This window comes from Pseudohalioglobus lutimaris (assembly GCF_002866825.1).
Lineage (GTDB): Bacteria > Pseudomonadota > Gammaproteobacteria > Pseudomonadales > Halieaceae > Halioglobus > Halioglobus lutimaris.
Genome location: NZ_PKUS01000019.1, coordinates 16,540 through 31,699, shown reverse-complemented (window position 1 = coordinate 31,699; position 15,160 = coordinate 16,540). Strand labels below are relative to the sequence as shown.

At 57.9% G+C, this 15,160-nt stretch carries 13 protein-coding genes; 8 read left to right on the top strand and 5 right to left on the bottom strand.

Annotation, left to right across the window (positions count from 1 at the left end; all coding sequences use genetic code 11):
• Nucleotides 1-5: 5 nt before the first annotated feature.
• The 4 genes from C0039_RS13930 to C0039_RS13915 are packed head-to-tail and all read right to left on the bottom strand — an operon-like array spanning nucleotide 6 to nucleotide 6,084.
• Nucleotides 6-527, bottom strand: coding sequence for an AraC family transcriptional regulator (locus tag C0039_RS13930; RefSeq protein ID WP_076001623.1), 522 nt, complete (start codon nucleotides 525-527; stop codon nucleotides 6-8).
• The gene (locus C0039_RS13925; RefSeq protein WP_076001624.1) at nucleotides 524-2,143 is read right to left on the bottom strand and encodes a general secretion pathway protein GspF; all 1,620 of its coding nucleotides are present in this window, start codon (nucleotides 2,141-2,143) and stop codon (nucleotides 524-526) included. Before C0039_RS13925 ends, C0039_RS13930 begins: the two co-directional genes overlap by 4 nt.
• Nucleotides 2,144-2,154: 11 nt before the next feature.
• The gene (locus C0039_RS13920; protein ID WP_076001625.1) at nucleotides 2,155-4,800 is read right to left on the bottom strand and encodes a LamG domain-containing protein; all 2,646 of its coding nucleotides are present in this window, start codon (nucleotides 4,798-4,800) and stop codon (nucleotides 2,155-2,157) included.
• Nucleotides 4,801-4,812: 12 nt separating this feature from the next.
• Nucleotides 4,813-6,084: a hypothetical protein gene (locus C0039_RS13915; RefSeq protein ID WP_076001626.1), complete on the bottom strand. Its 1,272-nt coding sequence runs from the start codon at nucleotides 6,082-6,084 to the stop codon at nucleotides 4,813-4,815.
• Nucleotides 6,085-6,271: 187 nt separating this feature from the next.
• Between C0039_RS13915 and C0039_RS13910 the strand changes: the two genes are divergently transcribed.
• The 6 genes from C0039_RS13910 to C0039_RS13885 are packed head-to-tail and all read left to right on the top strand — an operon-like array spanning nucleotide 6,272 to nucleotide 12,315.
• Complete coding sequence (locus C0039_RS13910) at nucleotides 6,272-9,076, top strand: HzsA-related protein (protein ID WP_101518399.1); 2,805 nt, start codon at nucleotides 6,272-6,274, stop codon at nucleotides 9,074-9,076.
• Nucleotides 9,077-9,079: 3 nt separating this feature from the next.
• Nucleotides 9,080-9,826, top strand: coding sequence for an SH3 domain-containing protein (locus tag C0039_RS13905; RefSeq protein WP_101518398.1), 747 nt, complete (start codon nucleotides 9,080-9,082; stop codon nucleotides 9,824-9,826).
• Complete coding sequence (locus C0039_RS13900) at nucleotides 9,796-10,428, top strand: outer membrane beta-barrel domain-containing protein (RefSeq protein WP_076001629.1); 633 nt, start codon at nucleotides 9,796-9,798, stop codon at nucleotides 10,426-10,428. The genes C0039_RS13905 and C0039_RS13900 overlap by 31 nt, the downstream gene beginning before the upstream one ends.
• Nucleotides 10,429-10,451: 23 nt before the next feature.
• Nucleotides 10,452-10,934 carry a TlpA family protein disulfide reductase gene (locus tag C0039_RS13895; RefSeq protein WP_076002454.1) on the top strand — a complete coding sequence of 161 codons (483 nt, stop codon included), beginning with the start codon at nucleotides 10,452-10,454 and terminating at the stop codon, nucleotides 10,932-10,934.
• Between the two features lie 3 nt (nucleotides 10,935-10,937).
• Entirely contained in the window at nucleotides 10,938-11,162 is a 225-nt protein-coding gene (locus C0039_RS13890; protein WP_101518397.1) for a DUF4266 domain-containing protein, read from the top strand.
• Nucleotides 11,149-12,315, top strand: a complete 1,167-nt coding sequence (locus C0039_RS13885) for a DUF3570 domain-containing protein (protein WP_243391623.1) — start codon at nucleotides 11,149-11,151, stop codon at nucleotides 12,313-12,315. Before C0039_RS13890 ends, C0039_RS13885 begins: the two co-directional genes overlap by 14 nt.
• On the opposite strand, the gene C0039_RS13880 is transcribed toward C0039_RS13885, so the two are convergent.
• Nucleotides 12,299-13,210, bottom strand: a complete 912-nt coding sequence (locus tag C0039_RS13880; protein ID WP_243391622.1) for an FAD:protein FMN transferase — start codon at nucleotides 13,208-13,210, stop codon at nucleotides 12,299-12,301. The genes C0039_RS13885 and C0039_RS13880 overlap by 17 nt on opposite strands.
• A 213-nt stretch (nucleotides 13,211-13,423) precedes the next feature.
• Between C0039_RS13880 and C0039_RS13875 the strand changes: the two genes are divergently transcribed.
• Together C0039_RS13875 and C0039_RS13870 are read left to right on the top strand one after the other, a co-directional pair.
• Nucleotides 13,424-14,692, top strand: a complete 1,269-nt coding sequence (locus C0039_RS13875; protein ID WP_076001633.1) for a coiled-coil domain-containing protein — start codon at nucleotides 13,424-13,426, stop codon at nucleotides 14,690-14,692.
• 151 nt (nucleotides 14,693-14,843) lie between these two features.
• On the top strand, nucleotides 14,844-15,158 hold the full coding sequence (locus C0039_RS13870) for a DUF1330 domain-containing protein (protein ID WP_076001634.1): 315 nt from the start codon (nucleotides 14,844-14,846) through the stop codon (nucleotides 15,156-15,158).
• Nucleotides 15,159-15,160: the final 2 nt, after the last annotated feature.

Here is a 15,160-nt window from a genome sequence, read left to right as displayed (position 1 = left end):
GGGTCTCACCATTCCCGAACCGAAAACTCCGGCTGCTGCAGCGACTCGGAATCAGAAATAAGCAACTCCAGGTTTTTCGCTCCTGCTGTTTTCGCTACCTGCAATTGCGTAGCCCGGCGATAATCCCGCCCTTTCGGGCCGCGACCGGTAAACACAGCGACAATCTCATGGTCGCCGTTCTTCACGTTACCCATGTAGAGGCGGTGAATACCTCCACGCTGCAACGCGTCCACCTGTCGCTCTGTATACAAATAGTTGGCGACCACGGTTCCGTCGATCGTGAGTTTGACTGCATCGAGAGCAAAAAAAGTACCCACATCCATAGACAGGTAAACCGCCATCTGGGTATTGCTTGGGAAAAGCAACTCCTCTTCCAAAATAAACAGGTCACGATTGAGTTGCAGTGTCTGCTGCTTGATGTCTTCTATCTGTTCGCCCAGAGAGACCTCGTCTGCCGCAAACACCAGCGACGGAGCAAGCAGTATGAGAAACAACGATCGCGCCAACCAGCGTCCCGGGCGTCTCATAGCAGCACGCCTCCACTGATACTGGCCAGCGGCTGGAAGGCGACCATGCGGTCACGAGTCGCGGCATTCCCCAGGCCCTGACCGGGGAAGAAGCCAGAATCAGCAAACAGGTTTTGTTCGCCGTGCAGCGCCATATAATTGAGAATAATCGTTTCCACGTTGAGGTTGACGTTATTGGCCGCCGGCGTAGAGGTAGTCTCAACCGACGCGTCCGTGCGCATCCAGCCCAACTGCTGATGCTGGAACGGGTCGCCACTACTGTCCATCAGCTGCGGTGCACCCGCGGGATCGTAAACTAGGAAGAAGGACGCCGCTGTGGAGGAATTGTCACCACTCCACACCCCTTTCTCGACGCCGTTGACAACTTCAATGGTGCCATCACTGGATACCGAGCCGTCGGAGAACACGTAGATCATCAGTGGCGTGGAGGTGCGCCGTGCGTAGTCCAGGCAAGCGCCGATACACTGTCCCGCGCGGAAATCCCGCGCCTCGCCCGTGCGGCGATCTCCCGTGTGATAGTCGTAGCCGCCCATTTCTATGGTTCCGGCACCGGCGATACCGTCGACAACCAGTTTCATTACCGACGCCGCCTTCTGGAACTCGCGATCCCCCTCGAATTCGGCGCTGTCGAAAATACCCGCCGCGCCGACGATATTGGCGTCGATACGGGGATCCAGGGCATCGGGGCTGGAAAATTTTTCCAGGGTATCCGCGCTGCGCAGGTACTCACAGCTGAGGCGATCCTTGAGTCGCTTGTCTTCACCTGTCGGGTTATTCACCCGGGTGTTAACCAGATCAAGCTTGAAGTCTGTAATGCGTTTCATTGACTCCATCACAGAGACAATGTCATCCGGATTATCCAGCAACAGGTTGAGGTCGCCCACATCGACCAGACCGCTGGCGTCAGAGGGCCTGTCCACCTTGGTGGGCCTGATCTCCGGATCGATAAGCATTGAAGGCGCCATGGAGTTACCGCCAGACTCACTGTTCTCGGAGCCTATCAGTTGCAGTATCTGGCCCCGCAGGCCGGCGCGATAGATGCCGTACATCGGGTTGTGCGGATTGTTGCCCGTATCGTTTTCTGAACGTCCGGGAATAACCGCGCCATTGACGAAACCCGGCATGCCCGTGGCCTTGTCCAGAATGCCCCGCAGCATTGCGCTTTCAGAGTGAAACAGCAGCCCCAGACTGTCATCAGTGAACATGCCTGAGGCAGTGTTGGGGTTATTTGCAAACGGCAGAATATCCGGCGGCAGGCCCAGACGGGCGTAACCGGCGGTACTCAGCGCGTCGCGCTGTCCGCCAGGACCACCGACAATAACATTGGAACCGGCGATGTTGGCGCCGCCGGCCAGGTCAAAGCAGATAAAGGGAATCTTGCGCCCGGATGCGGCCCCGAGATCACAGCTGGTATAGGGGGTACGCGCCGGATCAAGGAGATCGGGGGAAATGGCATGCGCACGCTGACCAAGCAGCGCGTAAAGCGAGGTGCCAAGCAGTGTCGCCCCGCCGGCGCGGAATCCCTGGGACAATAATTCCCGCCGGCTGATCGGCCTGTGGTGGTCCGGGTGTCTAAGCGCCTCATCGGGCTTGAAGAATCGGTGGCGCCTGGCCATGTTTATATCCCCTACTTGATCAGAACCAGTGCACTGCCATAAACCGCGGTGCAGGCCGCTTTGACTACGTCTGCGGTGCGCGAGGGCGGACAAGGCTGGTCGTTTTCGCAGTAAATCAATCCATCACGCTTGTTGTGCGCAGCGGGGTTCGGGTCAGAAACCCAGCGTCCATTGAGGAGCACATAGGGCTTCAGGTCACGATCGTCGGTAATCAACAGTTCCACTTCATCGATAATGCGCTGACGATCTGCCGCGGCAAGCAGGCCGGTGTTGGTCGCCCGGTCCACCAGCGGCGCGATAACTTCACCCCGCCAGTCGATGCCAGGGCTGGCAACATTCGCATCGAAATTGAAGCTTCCCGGAAACAACTGACGCCGCAGCGTTGCATCTTGCACCAGCGCATCGCAGTAGGCGGCAGTGAGCTGGGTCGCCGCCATCTGGTGAGAAGACATGAAGGCATTGAACTCGGCCACGCCGGGCAAAGCACGGCGAACTGCATTAAAGGTCTCGGTTACGGTTTTGCCGGTGACCTGGCTCACTGAATCGCTACCTAATGGAACGCCGGTGAGTGTAGACAGCGTTGCATTGACTTCATCGAAAGTGCGCATGGCGATATCAGGGGCTTCACCCCCGGTAAAGGTCGGCTGGAACACCTGCACTACGCCGTCATCGATTAAACCACGCTGTCCATCAACGTCCTCGAAAGCGAGGAAGAACACGTCATTTTCCGCACCGTTTTCCAGGGGCAGGACGGTGCCAACAGATGACAGCGATAGCCCCAGCTCACCCAGACTGCCGCTGTTGATACGCTCATCGACATTGACAAAAGCCTGACCAACGGGCGCGATACGGCCATTGATACCAATGCGTATGCCCCGCAGGTCGAAGTCGAAGTCACCGCCCTCAGGATTGAGATTGACGAAGAATGGCTGGTTAAACAGGTAGCTGCTGTCGTCAAACTGACTGACTTCAAACGCCACATAACAGTAGTTAACGCGCTCACCCTCGGATTGTTCATGGCAGCTTTGCTCACTTTCGACCAACTCAGCCACACTGAACAGCAGGTAGTACTTCTGCCCCACACCAACTTCGAAATTCTGCACAACCTGCCCTGGCGTTAGTGCACGATTGTGTACCGCCGCCATGCGTAACGCACCCGCCCAGGGATTGCTGCCGGCCGTGCTGTTACCCAGCACAACGGTAAACGATTCGTTCCAGTTATTGAGCAAACCACCACCGGCAGGATCCATATCGCCACTGAACACGCCATTCACGTATATGCGGCGTCCTTCAACCGGGTCATAGGTCACCACAACATGCTGCAATGTGGCCTGTGCGAGCTCAGCGTCATCGTCAGTTGTGAGCGCCGGCTCGCCGGCATTACTCTGCTCAGTCACCGAACTGCGGTTGAAGGCCTCGTAGTTGTAAAGGCTCTGGCGCAACAGCAGGTTACTGCTGTCGGGGCCACCGGAGTAACCCAGTATCCACGCCTCTTCCTGGCTGACATTGGCGGGCGCGACCCAGGCTTCCAGGGTGTACTCACCGGTACCCGCTAATTGGCTGAACAGCTTGCTGGACCCATTGACGCCACCCTGGGCCTTGCCATCTACCAGTCGCACACCCCAACTGGACATCCAGCTGAACTCGCCTGACAGGGTGAGGGGGATTTCCGGCCGCACACCGCTGGTGTCAGCAACGGTAGCGCCCGAGCCCTCACGGAATTCCCACTTGGCAACCAGGTCAGATTCGTAGCGGCCGCCCGCCGTGGCGACGATACCGTCAGTCTCCAGCACCTGGGCCAGGCTGATCAGCAACTCAGGGTCAACGCCGGTCTCCTCGACCACGTCAGCGAAGCGCTGCACTGCATCGCGCATGGCACGCGCGTCGCTGGGGCAATCGTTCCAGCAATTGTGAGATTCAGGATCCAGGCGCAGTACAACACGGGACTCGGCAGGGCTGGTCAGGTTGATGCGGCCTCGTAAGGCATCATAGGCCAGGCTTTCGTCATCACTGGCGAAATAAGGCACCTGCGCCACCGGCGCCGTGTCAGAATGGCAGTCCGCACAGTGTTGTTTGAGCAGCCCCATCAACTCACCGTTCTCAGTCAAGCCTATACCGAGAGACTGTGCGTCCACCAGAGTATCCGGCGCGCGACGGGTTTCACCCGGCCTCAGGATACGGCGCGGCGCCAGTTGCACGGTAGCCGCAGTTTGTACGGCGTCAGCCGCCCAGCGTTCTATATAGCCAGTAATCGTCGTAGCACAGGTCTGTTCCTGCCCTGGGGCCAACCAGCAATTATGTCCGTCTGCCACGCGGGTAACGACGGCGGACGCTTCAGGATCATTCAGGTTTACCACTGTTCGCGCCGCCTGCCAGGCATTGTTTACATTACCCTGGTCCACGAACGCTGTTTTGCCCTGCCCACCAGGCGTGTGGCATTCGCCGCAGCGGTCATTACCTGCCAGTGGGTCGTAAAAGTTGATCTTGAACTGCTGGATCTCATCGCTGGCAGGTGGTGGCCCGCTATAGACGAAGTCTCCGGAGGCGGGATTGGAGTCCGGCAGCACCTCGCGCTCACTGCCACCACCGCCGCTGCCGCCACTGCAGGCTGCAAGGGAGAGCACGGCGACCAGAAAAATAAGAGGGGAAACTTTCATTGCACCGTCTCCCTACAGGTCGGCGGCGCAGTACGCCGCCACTCTTGCAAACACTTGCTTCATATTGCCTCCGCCGTGGAAAACGGAAACGAAGCCAGAAACTGATGCCGCATCACCGGGACCGGGTTCACGTACACATATACTGCGAAACGCTTTTTTGACCTGGCACTGGGCGAAGGCCTCGGTATTGGCAAGCTCCCATCCGAGTGAAGCAGCGCCGTCGCCTTCGGCATAGGCCGGGTTGCGAGCCAGGTCGCTGGAACCCGTGTTGTCTGCCGGTAGTCTCCAGCCTATGCGCGCACTGTTATCCCCGAGACGCCAGTAATTGGTCCAGTGATCGTCGGGCGTGACATAGCCTGTAGGGAAGCTCGCACTATTAATCAGGTACTTGCCCTGCACCACGCCTTCTGTATACACGAGACGTCCCAGGTCCTTGCGCAGCTCCAGTTCCAGGCCAGGCTGCTCCTCCTCATCGGGATAAGGGAAATCGTAATAGGCAAATGCCTGTGCCAGCGGATCCATGCCTGCATGGCAGTCCACACAGGAATTGAGAAACAGGCGGCTGTCACCACCCGGGCTGCGTGAGATATCCTGGCGAATACGGTCTGCGGGGCGCGTGCCATCCTTGACTTGTTCCAGGTCCAGGCAGAGGTGGTTAAGTAAGGTGAAGCGGAACATGGCCCGATTGGTGCCATCAACAAAAAACGCCCTCGCCGCTGCCCGGCTGGTGAGCACACCCGCAACGGCCTCCGGCGCGAGCCCGGTGACATTACTCTGCGTGCGGCGGGACAATTCCTGCGGGTCACCCAGGTTACTGCCCGCGTTTTCCAGAGCCTCGTAGTGGTCGTTGTTGCTGTCACTGTACGCGGGCAAGTTGCCACGCGCGCCCACATAGATGAGATCCGCACTCAGTATCTCGCGAAAGTCCAGTTCATCGCGCACCGCTCCGATCACTGTGGCGGAATAATCATTCAGCGGGGCAAAGGCGTCCTGCGCCTCATTAGTCCAGGGTGTGGACCAGTTTTTCAACACAGTAGTGTAGAACTGCCCGGTGGCCGCCACGCCGGGTGCGCCATCAATAGCATACAGGGCAGCTGTTACGGCGTCGCCGCTGCCTACAGCGCCTGCCATTGCGTTGAGCATCGCGTCAGTCGGAGGCACACCCGTCAGGCGATCGTGTATGCGCCGGGCCTGGTCGCGCTCATCCGCGGTTGCAGCCAGTGCAGTAACCAGTACGACAAAGGCGATGTATACGGAAGTGAAGTGTTTAATAAGTCTAGCCATAGGTAGAATTTGGGCTTTCCTGCTTTGCATCAACTTTGCAGACACCCAGGCTGCAGACAAGGAAAATCCCGAGAAAAGTGGAGAATTACAAAACCTCGAGTTTTCAACGGTTTTCGCTTGCGACATTTACACCCCGTTTGCAAAGCTGGCGGCAGAAAAATCACACCTCTGGAGTCGAACTTTCATCATGCAGGGACCCGTTCTGAGCAAGCGTGCGCACAGTGCAGCAGTGCTGGCGCTGGCCCTATCCTGCCTCACCGCCTGTGGCGGAGGGGGCGGTGGCGGTGGCGTATCGCTGGTTTCCGGTGACCAGGACGAGGACCCGGTTGTCGTGGAGATTCCCATCGCGTATGTGCGCAGGCCAGTGCCTGAACAGTTCAGCGACCTCCGCGACCCGCTCGCGTTCAATCCGGGAGCGCAACTGCTGCTCAGGGAACGGGCAGCAACCACCGCGAAGGACATCGACATCACCGCACAGATAACGGCCATCGTTGCCGAGGAACTGGCTACGGAAGCGGAGAACCTGGTTGTGGACATCAAGGGACTGGAGAGCTCCTTTGACGGTGAAACCATTGTATTTGCGGCTAGAGTCGTACCAGAGCCTGTGGCCGCCAACCTTGAGACCACCACCTGGAATCTATGGCAACTGGACGTGCAAAGTGAACAGGTGAGTTACCTTATCCCCTCACGCATCAAACGCAACGAGGGACTTGAAAGCGGCGGCGCGCAAGATATAGCGCCCCATTTCCTTGCGGACGACCGCATCGTATTCAGCTCGACCCGTCAGATAGCCAGCCAGGCCAGGCAGCTGAACGAGGGGCGCGCTCAAATCTTCTCGGCATTGGATGAGGACCGTCGCAGTCCAGCTGCTGTGCTGCACATTTACGATCCCCTGCTGCGCGCAGAAGAATTCCAGCAGATTTCTTTCAACCTCAGCCATGACCTGGACCCCACCGTATTGGCCAGCGGGGAGATACTGTTCAGTCGCTGGAACAATACGGCAACCGACCACATCAGCCTGTACCGGGTCGAACCGTCCGGTGCGGGGCTGGCCCCGGTTTATGGCTTTCATAGCCAGAACGCCGGCACAGATGGGGCGCGCATTGCCTTCACCCAGGCCAGGCAACTGGATGATGGACGCCTGGCGAGCGTGGTACACGGCTTCAGCCCGGAGAGTCTGGGCGGCGAGATAGTACTGATCGACGCGGCGAACTTTGCCGACGCGGACCAGGGACTATGGAACAATCGCAACACTGGCGGCAGCGGCCAGGAGTCGCTCACCGATACCGAGGTGCGCAGCGACGACCTGATATCCAGGGGCGGCCAATATGGCAGTGTTTATCCACTGCGCGATGGTACCGGCCGGCTGCTGGTGACCTGGAGTGAATGTCGCGTAATCGATGCAGACGCCACACTGCTCGAAGGCGAGGTGGCCAGCGCCGGTGACCTTGCACCTTGTACCCTGCAACCGGAGAACACCGATTCTGCTCCACCCCTTTACGGCGCCTGGATTTATGACCCCGCTGCCGACACCCAGCGACCGGTGGTGATTGCTGAAGAGGGGTTCTGGATAAGTGAGATAATAGCTGCAGAGAATCGTGATTTTCCCGATCTGCTGCCCCCCGGCGAGCGCTTCGACGCGGAACTGGCCGCGGCAGACCAGGGCCAGCTGCGCATCGCCAGCGTGTACGACTTCGACGGCGTAGACAGTTCACCTCAGGGTATCCCTAATCATGCTCGCCCCGGAACACCTGCTTTTCGTGAGCGACCCGCCCGCTTCTTGCGCGTGATCACACCCGTTCCCCTGCCCGACCCGGATATATTCGAAATACCCCGCTATGCGGCTGGTGTGAGCACGGCCTTTGGCTTTCGCGAGATTCTTGGCTACGTTCCGATAGAGCCCGACGGTTCTGTTAGCGCCAACATACCCGCGGGCAGGCCATTCAGTTTTGAAATACTCGACCTGCGTGGCCGCAGTATCGGGCCGCGCCACAACTACTGGTTGCAGCTTGCCCCCGGTGAGGTGCTGGAGTGCGCCGGGTGTCACGATCATGGCAGCGCGCAACCGCATGGTCTGGTGGGATCACAGCCAACATCGGCAAACCCGGGAGCCAGGGGCATCGCGGGTGGCGTTACCGGTTACCCCGGCACTGACAGCGACAGCCTGTTTGCCCAGGACAGCGGCGCCACCATGGCTGAAACCTGGGATTTTCACATGCCCGCGGACAACCCGGCTGCGGCGGCGCGCGCGCTGGATACCGCACCGACTTATGAGGATCTGTGGAGCGGCCCCCAGGTCAATGCTGACCCCCCCATAATGGATCGTGAATACGCCGCCGACTGGACTGACATACCGCCGGAGCGAGCTATTCTCACCCGCGGCTTCGACGCAACCCAGCCCCCACGCAGCGTAATCAACTACATCGACCATATACAGCCGATATGGGAACGACTGCGAACGCCGGTCACGGATGCCATGGGCACCGAACATGCACACTGCACCAGCTGCCATATAAGCACAGACGACGCACTGGTACCGGCCGGCCAACTGGACCTGACCTCGTCACCATCCGACCTGGACCCGGAGCACTATCGCTCATACCGCGAATTGCTCAGCGGCGACGATGAGCAGTGGATAGACACGGGCGGTGCCCTTGCAGACCGTGTGCGCACCTGTACCGAAACCAACAACGAGGGCGAAACCTTCACCACGGTGCAGTCAGTTTCGGTGGCAGCGACTCTGCGTGCCGGTTCTGCCAACGCCAGTAGCGCCTTCTTTCAGTGTTTCGAGGGCGGTAGCTGTGGCCCGGCTGATGCCCCGGCGCTACCCACAAACTGTGTGGAGGATGAAGGCGAACCGGTACCCGCTACTCGGAACACCATCAATCATGTGGGTATGCTGAGTGAGGCTGAACTGCACCTGATTTCCGAGTGGCTGGATATCGGCGCCCAGTACTTCAACAACCCCTTCGACAGCCGGCTGCAGGACTGAATCATGCACCCGGTGTTGCAACTATTCACCCTGATCGCACTATTGCTGATACCACAGGCAGCGCTGGCGGATGCTGAGTCTTTACGCGAAAGCCACGTCGTGGAAGCCTATATCGAACTGCATACGCACCCCGGCCGCAACTATCCCGTGTTCTACGTCGCGGAGCGCGGCGAGAGCATCGAATTACTGAAACGCCGCACCGACTGGATCAAAGTCCGCAACGTCAGGGGTATAGAAGGCTGGGTGCATGTCGACGCGATAGGCCGCACCGTCGATGACCGCGGTGAGGTACTCGGCTTTACGACGCCTGACCAGGACGACTTCAATACTCGCGACTGGGAACTGGGCATTATGCTGGGCGACCTGGACGGCTCTGATGCCATCACCGGCTATGGCGCCTATCACTTCACGCGCAACCTCTCCGTCGAAGCCGCCTACACCGAAAACTACGGGGACTTCTCTGACGGCAAAATGTTTACCGGCAGCATCGTCCACCAGATGTTTCCACAGTGGCGCTATTCGCCCTTCTTTACCATCGGTGGCGGCACCCGTGAGACCAATCCCAGGTCAACTCTGGTCGACACTGAGGACCGCAGCGACGGCGTGGCCAGTGTGGGCGCAGGAATACGTATTTATCTCACAGGACGGCTGATGCTGCGCCTGCAATACAAACACTATGTCGTCATGACCGACCGCGATGACGACGAGGAGGCTGGGGAATGGAAACTGGGTATAAGCGCGTTTTACTAGGACTGTGTCTGACCCTGGGTGTGCTGCCGGCACTGGCCCAGGAGCCGATACAGGTGATCGAACCGGAACTGGATCGCCGGGAGTTTGAACCCCCTGCGATTGATAGCGAGAACTTCGAGGTTGGCCTGTTCGTGGGGATGATCAGCATCGACGACTTCGCCAGCGAGCCTGTCTACGGTCTGAGAGCGGCCTGGCACCTGTCCGAGGACTTCTTTTTTGAAGCAAACCTGGGGATGGCCGAAGCTGACCTGACCAGTTACGAAAAACTTAGCGGCGGCGCACCACTGTTTGAGGACAGTGAACGCGACTACCAGTTTTACAATCTGAGCGTGGGTTGGAACCTGTTACCTGGTGAAATCTATTTTTCCGAGACTCGTGCGTTCAAGTCTGACCTCTACCTTATTGGCGGCGTCGGCGGCACCGATTTCCTTGGGGACACCTGGTTCACAGCCACCGTGGGCATAGGTTACCGGCTACTGATCAATGACTGGATAGCCCTGCGTATGGACGTACGCGATCACATTTTCGACCGGGACACCTTCGGTGAAGACGAGACCACCCAGAACATCGAATGGTCCACCGGCGTGACCTTTTTCTTCTGACACACTGGCTGGAGATTTTTGCCATGAAACTGATACTCCTTGCGCTACTCGTTTTCTGTGCCCCACTGGCGAGTGCGGTAACCGACCAGGGCAGCGCCGCCAACTTCACCCTGAAAAGCACCACCGGCGAGAACATCAGGCTGAGCGAATACCGCGGCGAAGTCGTACTGATAAATTTCTGGGCGTCCTGGTGTGGCCCCTGTCGCCAGGAAATGCCTGAGCTGGAGGCCCTGCACCAGCGCTATCGCGACCTGGGCTTTACTGTCTTTGGCATCAACGTAGAGCAGGACCGCAGCAGCGCCGAACGTATTTTGCGTGATCTTGGATTGAGTTTCCCGGTGCTCTTCGATGACGACAATCAAGTCAGTGAGCTGTACGACGTGGACGCAATGCCAGTGACAGTGCTGGTCGATCGCAACGGCGAAGTGCGTTTTGCCCACAAGGGTTACAAGCCTGGCTACGAGGCCATGTACGAACAACAGATACGTGAACTGGTAAAGGAGTAAGCAATGAGACCACTGGGCACGGCAGGCTTGCTGGCACTACTGGTGCTGATCACGGGCTGTGGCATTCAACCCTGGGTGAAACCCTATGAAAGGCAACACCTGGCCGAGCCGATCATGCGCTTCGACCGGGATCCTGTTGCGGGGGCATATACCAAGCACGTTTACCAGGCCCGTGAGAGCGCGCGCGGTGCCGAAGGTGGCGCAGGAGTTGGTTGTGGCTGTAACTGATTCACTTTCACGCCTGCTGGCGGTCGCCCTTGCGGCGGCACTGCTGGCCTCGTCAGGAGCGTATGGTGTCACCCTGCCTGAGGAACGCGCCGATGCAATGTATCATCGCTACGACGGCGGGGGCGTTACCGTCGACGGCCCTTCACTACTGGTGCGCAAAAACTTCAAGGAAACCGTATTGGTAAGCGGTAACTACTATGTGGACAATATCAGCAGTGCCTCTATAGACGTCATCACCTCCGGGGCCAGCGAATACAGCGAAGAGCGCACCGAGTACTCGCTGGCAGGCGACTACCTTTACGGTAAGAACCTGCTTAGCGCCGGCATAACCTACAGCGACGAGAGCGACTACCAGGCCAGCACCTACTCCCTGGGGGTTAGCCAGGATTTTTTTGGCGACCTGACCACTATCAGCTTCGGCTACTCTCTGGGGCAGGACGAGGTCTCACAGAACGGTAACGCCGAGTTCGAAGAGGATCTTGACCGCCACAGTTTCCGGATTGGCCTGAACCAGGTCCTCACACCAAAACTCGTGCTCAACGCCAACTACGAGCTCATTACCGACGAAGGCTACCTGAACAACCCATATCGCAGCTACCGCTACCTGAGTGATCCACTCGACCCTTCCGCAGGCTACCAGTTTGCCCAGGAGGTTTACCCGAACACGCGAACCTCGGATGCGGCATCAATGCAGATGCGCTACCGCCTACCGTGGTCGGCAGCGCTAGGGGGGCTTTATCGCTTCTTTACTGACGACTGGGGAATCGATGCGCACACAGCACAAATAAGCTACACACACTCGCTGTATGAGCACTGGACCTTTGACCTGCTGTACCGATGGTACAGCCAGGACCAGGCCGATTTTTACCAGGACCTGTTCCTGTTTCCCTCGCAGGACGAGAAGGATTATCGCGCCCGGGACAAGGAAATGAGCGAGTTCAGCAACCAGACTCTATCGTTCTACCTCAGCTACGAGCGCCCGCTCAGCTGGCGTCACGCTTACAAGGCCGGCATCACTTTCCAATATGACCGAATCAGTTTCGAGTACGACAACTTCACTGACCTCACCGCCGAATCAGCACTTCCCGGCAGCGAACCCCTGTACGAGTTCGATGCGGATGTAGTCAAAGTGTTGTTCACTCTGTGGTACTGAGCAGGAGTTCCTGAGAATAGTGCAGCTTTCCTTCACCATCGACAATAATGGCATCCACACCCGGAAGACTGTTGACCAGTGCCAGGCCCTTCTCCACACCTAGTACGAACACTGTCGTGGACAGCGCGTCGGTGTCGATCGCCAGCGGTGCTATAACGCTCGCACTGCGAACTTTTCTCGCGGAATCGCCGGTCTCCGGATCGAGGATGTGATGAAAACGCACACCATCACGCTCGAAAAAACGTTCATAGTCTCCCGAGGTAGAGATCGCTGTATCCTCCAGAGGGATCACCACAACGTACTGATCTTCTTTGCGCGGATGGCGAATGCCGATCATACGCGGGCGATCACCGAGATTACCGAGAATCCGGCTGTCGCCGCCGGCGCTGACAACCGCGGACTCAATACCCGCATCGGTCAGAATCCTGATGCCACGGTCAACCGCATAGCCTTTGGCAATACCACCCAGATCCAGCGACATTTCGCGGTGACCAAGACGTATACTTTGCGCCGTTGAGTCCACGCTTATCTGCCTGTAGTCAATCGCGGGACCGGCTACCGCCAGTTCACTGGCCAACGGTACTCTGCCCTCCCTGAAATCATAATATCGGCCGGCTGCCGCAAAACTGATATCAAAAGCACCGCCGCTGAGCCGGGAGTAGTAGAGAGAGCGCTGTATTACCTCAATGAGTTCCGGCGTCACGGGCACCGCATCGTCGAATGCCCGCCGGTTGATCTTTGCCAACAAGCTTTGCGCATTCCAGGGGTTCATCATTTCATCCAGCCGGTGAAATTCAGCCAACACCGCGCGCTGGGCCGCCCTGCCCCGTTCCGGGTCCGTAGCCCACAGCTCTACGCTGACTTCTGTACCCATCATCGAGCGCGTTTCACTCAACCATTCGGCTCGACAAAGTCCTGCAAGGCAAACGCCAAGAACCAACAGAACCAGGCATTGCAAGCGGATTTTCTGAAGTTTGCACATAGTTAGTCACTATCAGCGAAAAAGCGCAGATTTCAACCCTTTTTAGTGGAAATATCGGTGCTGGAACTCTAGATTCTGAGGGTATCAACGAAGAAAAACCGACTTGCCAGACGGACTGGATAATCGATGAAACGATTCGATCTCACTTTCAAGGGGGACATCCTCCCCGACTTTGAACCCGACAGCGTTCGCGCGGGCTTTGCCGAACTGTTTAGCATCAACGATACGCTGGTCATCGACGAACTGTTTTCAGGTGACTCGTTCGTCCTGCGCAGCAACCTTGATCGCAAGGCGGCGGCGGATTACTTTCGCAAGGTATCCCAGGTCGGTGGCAGAGCGGAACTGGTCCCCAGTGAGGAACCTAAACAGCACGCCAGAGAGCTGGAGGTTTCCAGCGCGGTTTTTGCCCACAATCCTGCTTCGAAAGCAGCATCGCGGCACAGCATCGAATATGAGGTACCGGGCAGTTCGCCAGGTGAAGACGATCTAGACATCGTCGCCAATCCAGAGACCAACCAGGAGTACCACCAGGAGGCAGAAGCAGTAACCCAGGCTCATACGCCATCCGCCAGTGAGATTTTGCAGCGCCTGCAAAGTCTCAAACGTGATGCGGAAGTAGCGCACCAGGCGAAAGTGGAGCAGCTGCAACAACTCCAGTCGGAGGTGAAGCAGGAGACATCCGCGGCTCTGGAGCAGATAAAACAACGCCGTGACCAGATACTGATGGACAGCCAGGATGAACTCGCCAGGTTGCAGCAGCTGGAAGCGAAGTCGCGGGAGCAATACAACGGTGACGTGAGTGCGCTGACCGAGGAAGAGGAAAAGCAGTCACACAGTCTGCAGGTGGAACTCAAAGCACTGGAACGTCGACATCACGAGCAGCAGACCGCAAATAGCGTCTCACGCCAGCAACTGGAAGATGACCGGGAAAGCTATCGCACAGCAACCGAGGCGGAAGTGGCCGCACTTGAGGCCCGGATTACAGCCCTGCGCGAGCAGTGTGCGGAGCGAATTGCCGAGGCCGACCAGCTGTTGCTGGAGAATCAGGCCAACATGGACAACATGGCAACCAGCTTTAACGACCAGACCCAGTCTCTGCAAAACGCCTATCAGAACGCGATCGAGAAGATCGAGCTGGAACGGGAGGCGCACGCCAGCCGTTTCGAGTCTGAGTTAGAAGAGATCAGCCAGCAGCAGATGAAGCATGAAAGGTACCGCGAAGAGCAGCTCACGGAACTGTGGACAGACGAGGAAGAGAACCAACGCAGGGCCCAACAGCGACTGAAACAGCTGGAAGTAACGCGTAAGCGCCAGCAGCAGGAGCTGCAACAGCACCTGCAACGCCTGCAAGAAGAAGAAGACAAGGTCAGCAAGGGCGAAGTCTCCTTGCCCTGACCCTTTTTGCCGCGCGGGGTACGAATATCTCACTCACCGCGAAGAAAATATCCCCCGAACTCCCGTACCTTGGTAAGAACTGCTAGAGTACTTGTCTATGCGCCGGTTAACGGCTGTAAAACCCTCCTGAAGACGCAAAAGGACCGCCAGGATGTCGAACGCACCTGCCTACGTAATCGCCAATTTTATCGTTCATGACAAAGATGAGTACCGCAAGTATGAGAAAGGTTTCTTCCCTATTCTCAAGCGCCACGACGGCGAGTTTTTTACCTATGATGACAACCCTCTGACTTTCGAAGGTGCCGACCCACGTAAAGGGAGAATGGTAATCTTCAAGTTTCCCAGCGAGGACGCGGCAAAAAACTGGTACAACGACCCTGATTACCAGGCCCTGTCCGAATTCCGCCGCGCCGGCACCGAACTGAAGTTCATCACCATGGTTCACGGACTTCCCCCGCGGGACTAGCC

Bases quoted from the DNA above. Each gene is read 5' to 3' on its own strand.
- C0039_RS13870 (WP_076001634.1), top strand. From the start codon at position 14,844: ATGTCGAACGCACCTGCCTACGTAATCGCCAATTTTATCGTTCATGAC.
- C0039_RS13905 (WP_101518398.1), top strand. From the start codon at position 9,080: ATGCACCCGGTGTTGCAACTATTCACCCTGATCGCACTATTGCTGATA.
- C0039_RS13925 (WP_076001624.1), bottom strand. From the start codon at position 2,143: ATGGCCAGGCGCCACCGATTCTTCAAGCCCGATGAGGCGCTTAGACAC.
- C0039_RS13930 (WP_076001623.1), bottom strand. From the start codon at position 527: ATGAGACGCCCGGGACGCTGGTTGGCGCGATCGTTGTTTCTCATACTG.
- C0039_RS13900 (WP_076001629.1), top strand. From the start codon at position 9,796: ATGGAAACTGGGTATAAGCGCGTTTTACTAGGACTGTGTCTGACCCTG.
- C0039_RS13895 (WP_076002454.1), top strand. From the start codon at position 10,452: ATGAAACTGATACTCCTTGCGCTACTCGTTTTCTGTGCCCCACTGGCG.
- C0039_RS13875 (WP_076001633.1), top strand. From the start codon at position 13,424: ATGAAACGATTCGATCTCACTTTCAAGGGGGACATCCTCCCCGACTTT.
- C0039_RS13915 (WP_076001626.1), bottom strand. From the start codon at position 6,084: ATGGCTAGACTTATTAAACACTTCACTTCCGTATACATCGCCTTTGTC.
- C0039_RS13910 (WP_101518399.1), top strand. From the start codon at position 6,272: ATGCAGGGACCCGTTCTGAGCAAGCGTGCGCACAGTGCAGCAGTGCTG.
- C0039_RS13890 (WP_101518397.1), top strand. From the start codon at position 10,938: ATGAGACCACTGGGCACGGCAGGCTTGCTGGCACTACTGGTGCTGATC.
- C0039_RS13920 (WP_076001625.1), bottom strand. From the start codon at position 4,800: ATGAAAGTTTCCCCTCTTATTTTTCTGGTCGCCGTGCTCTCCCTTGCA.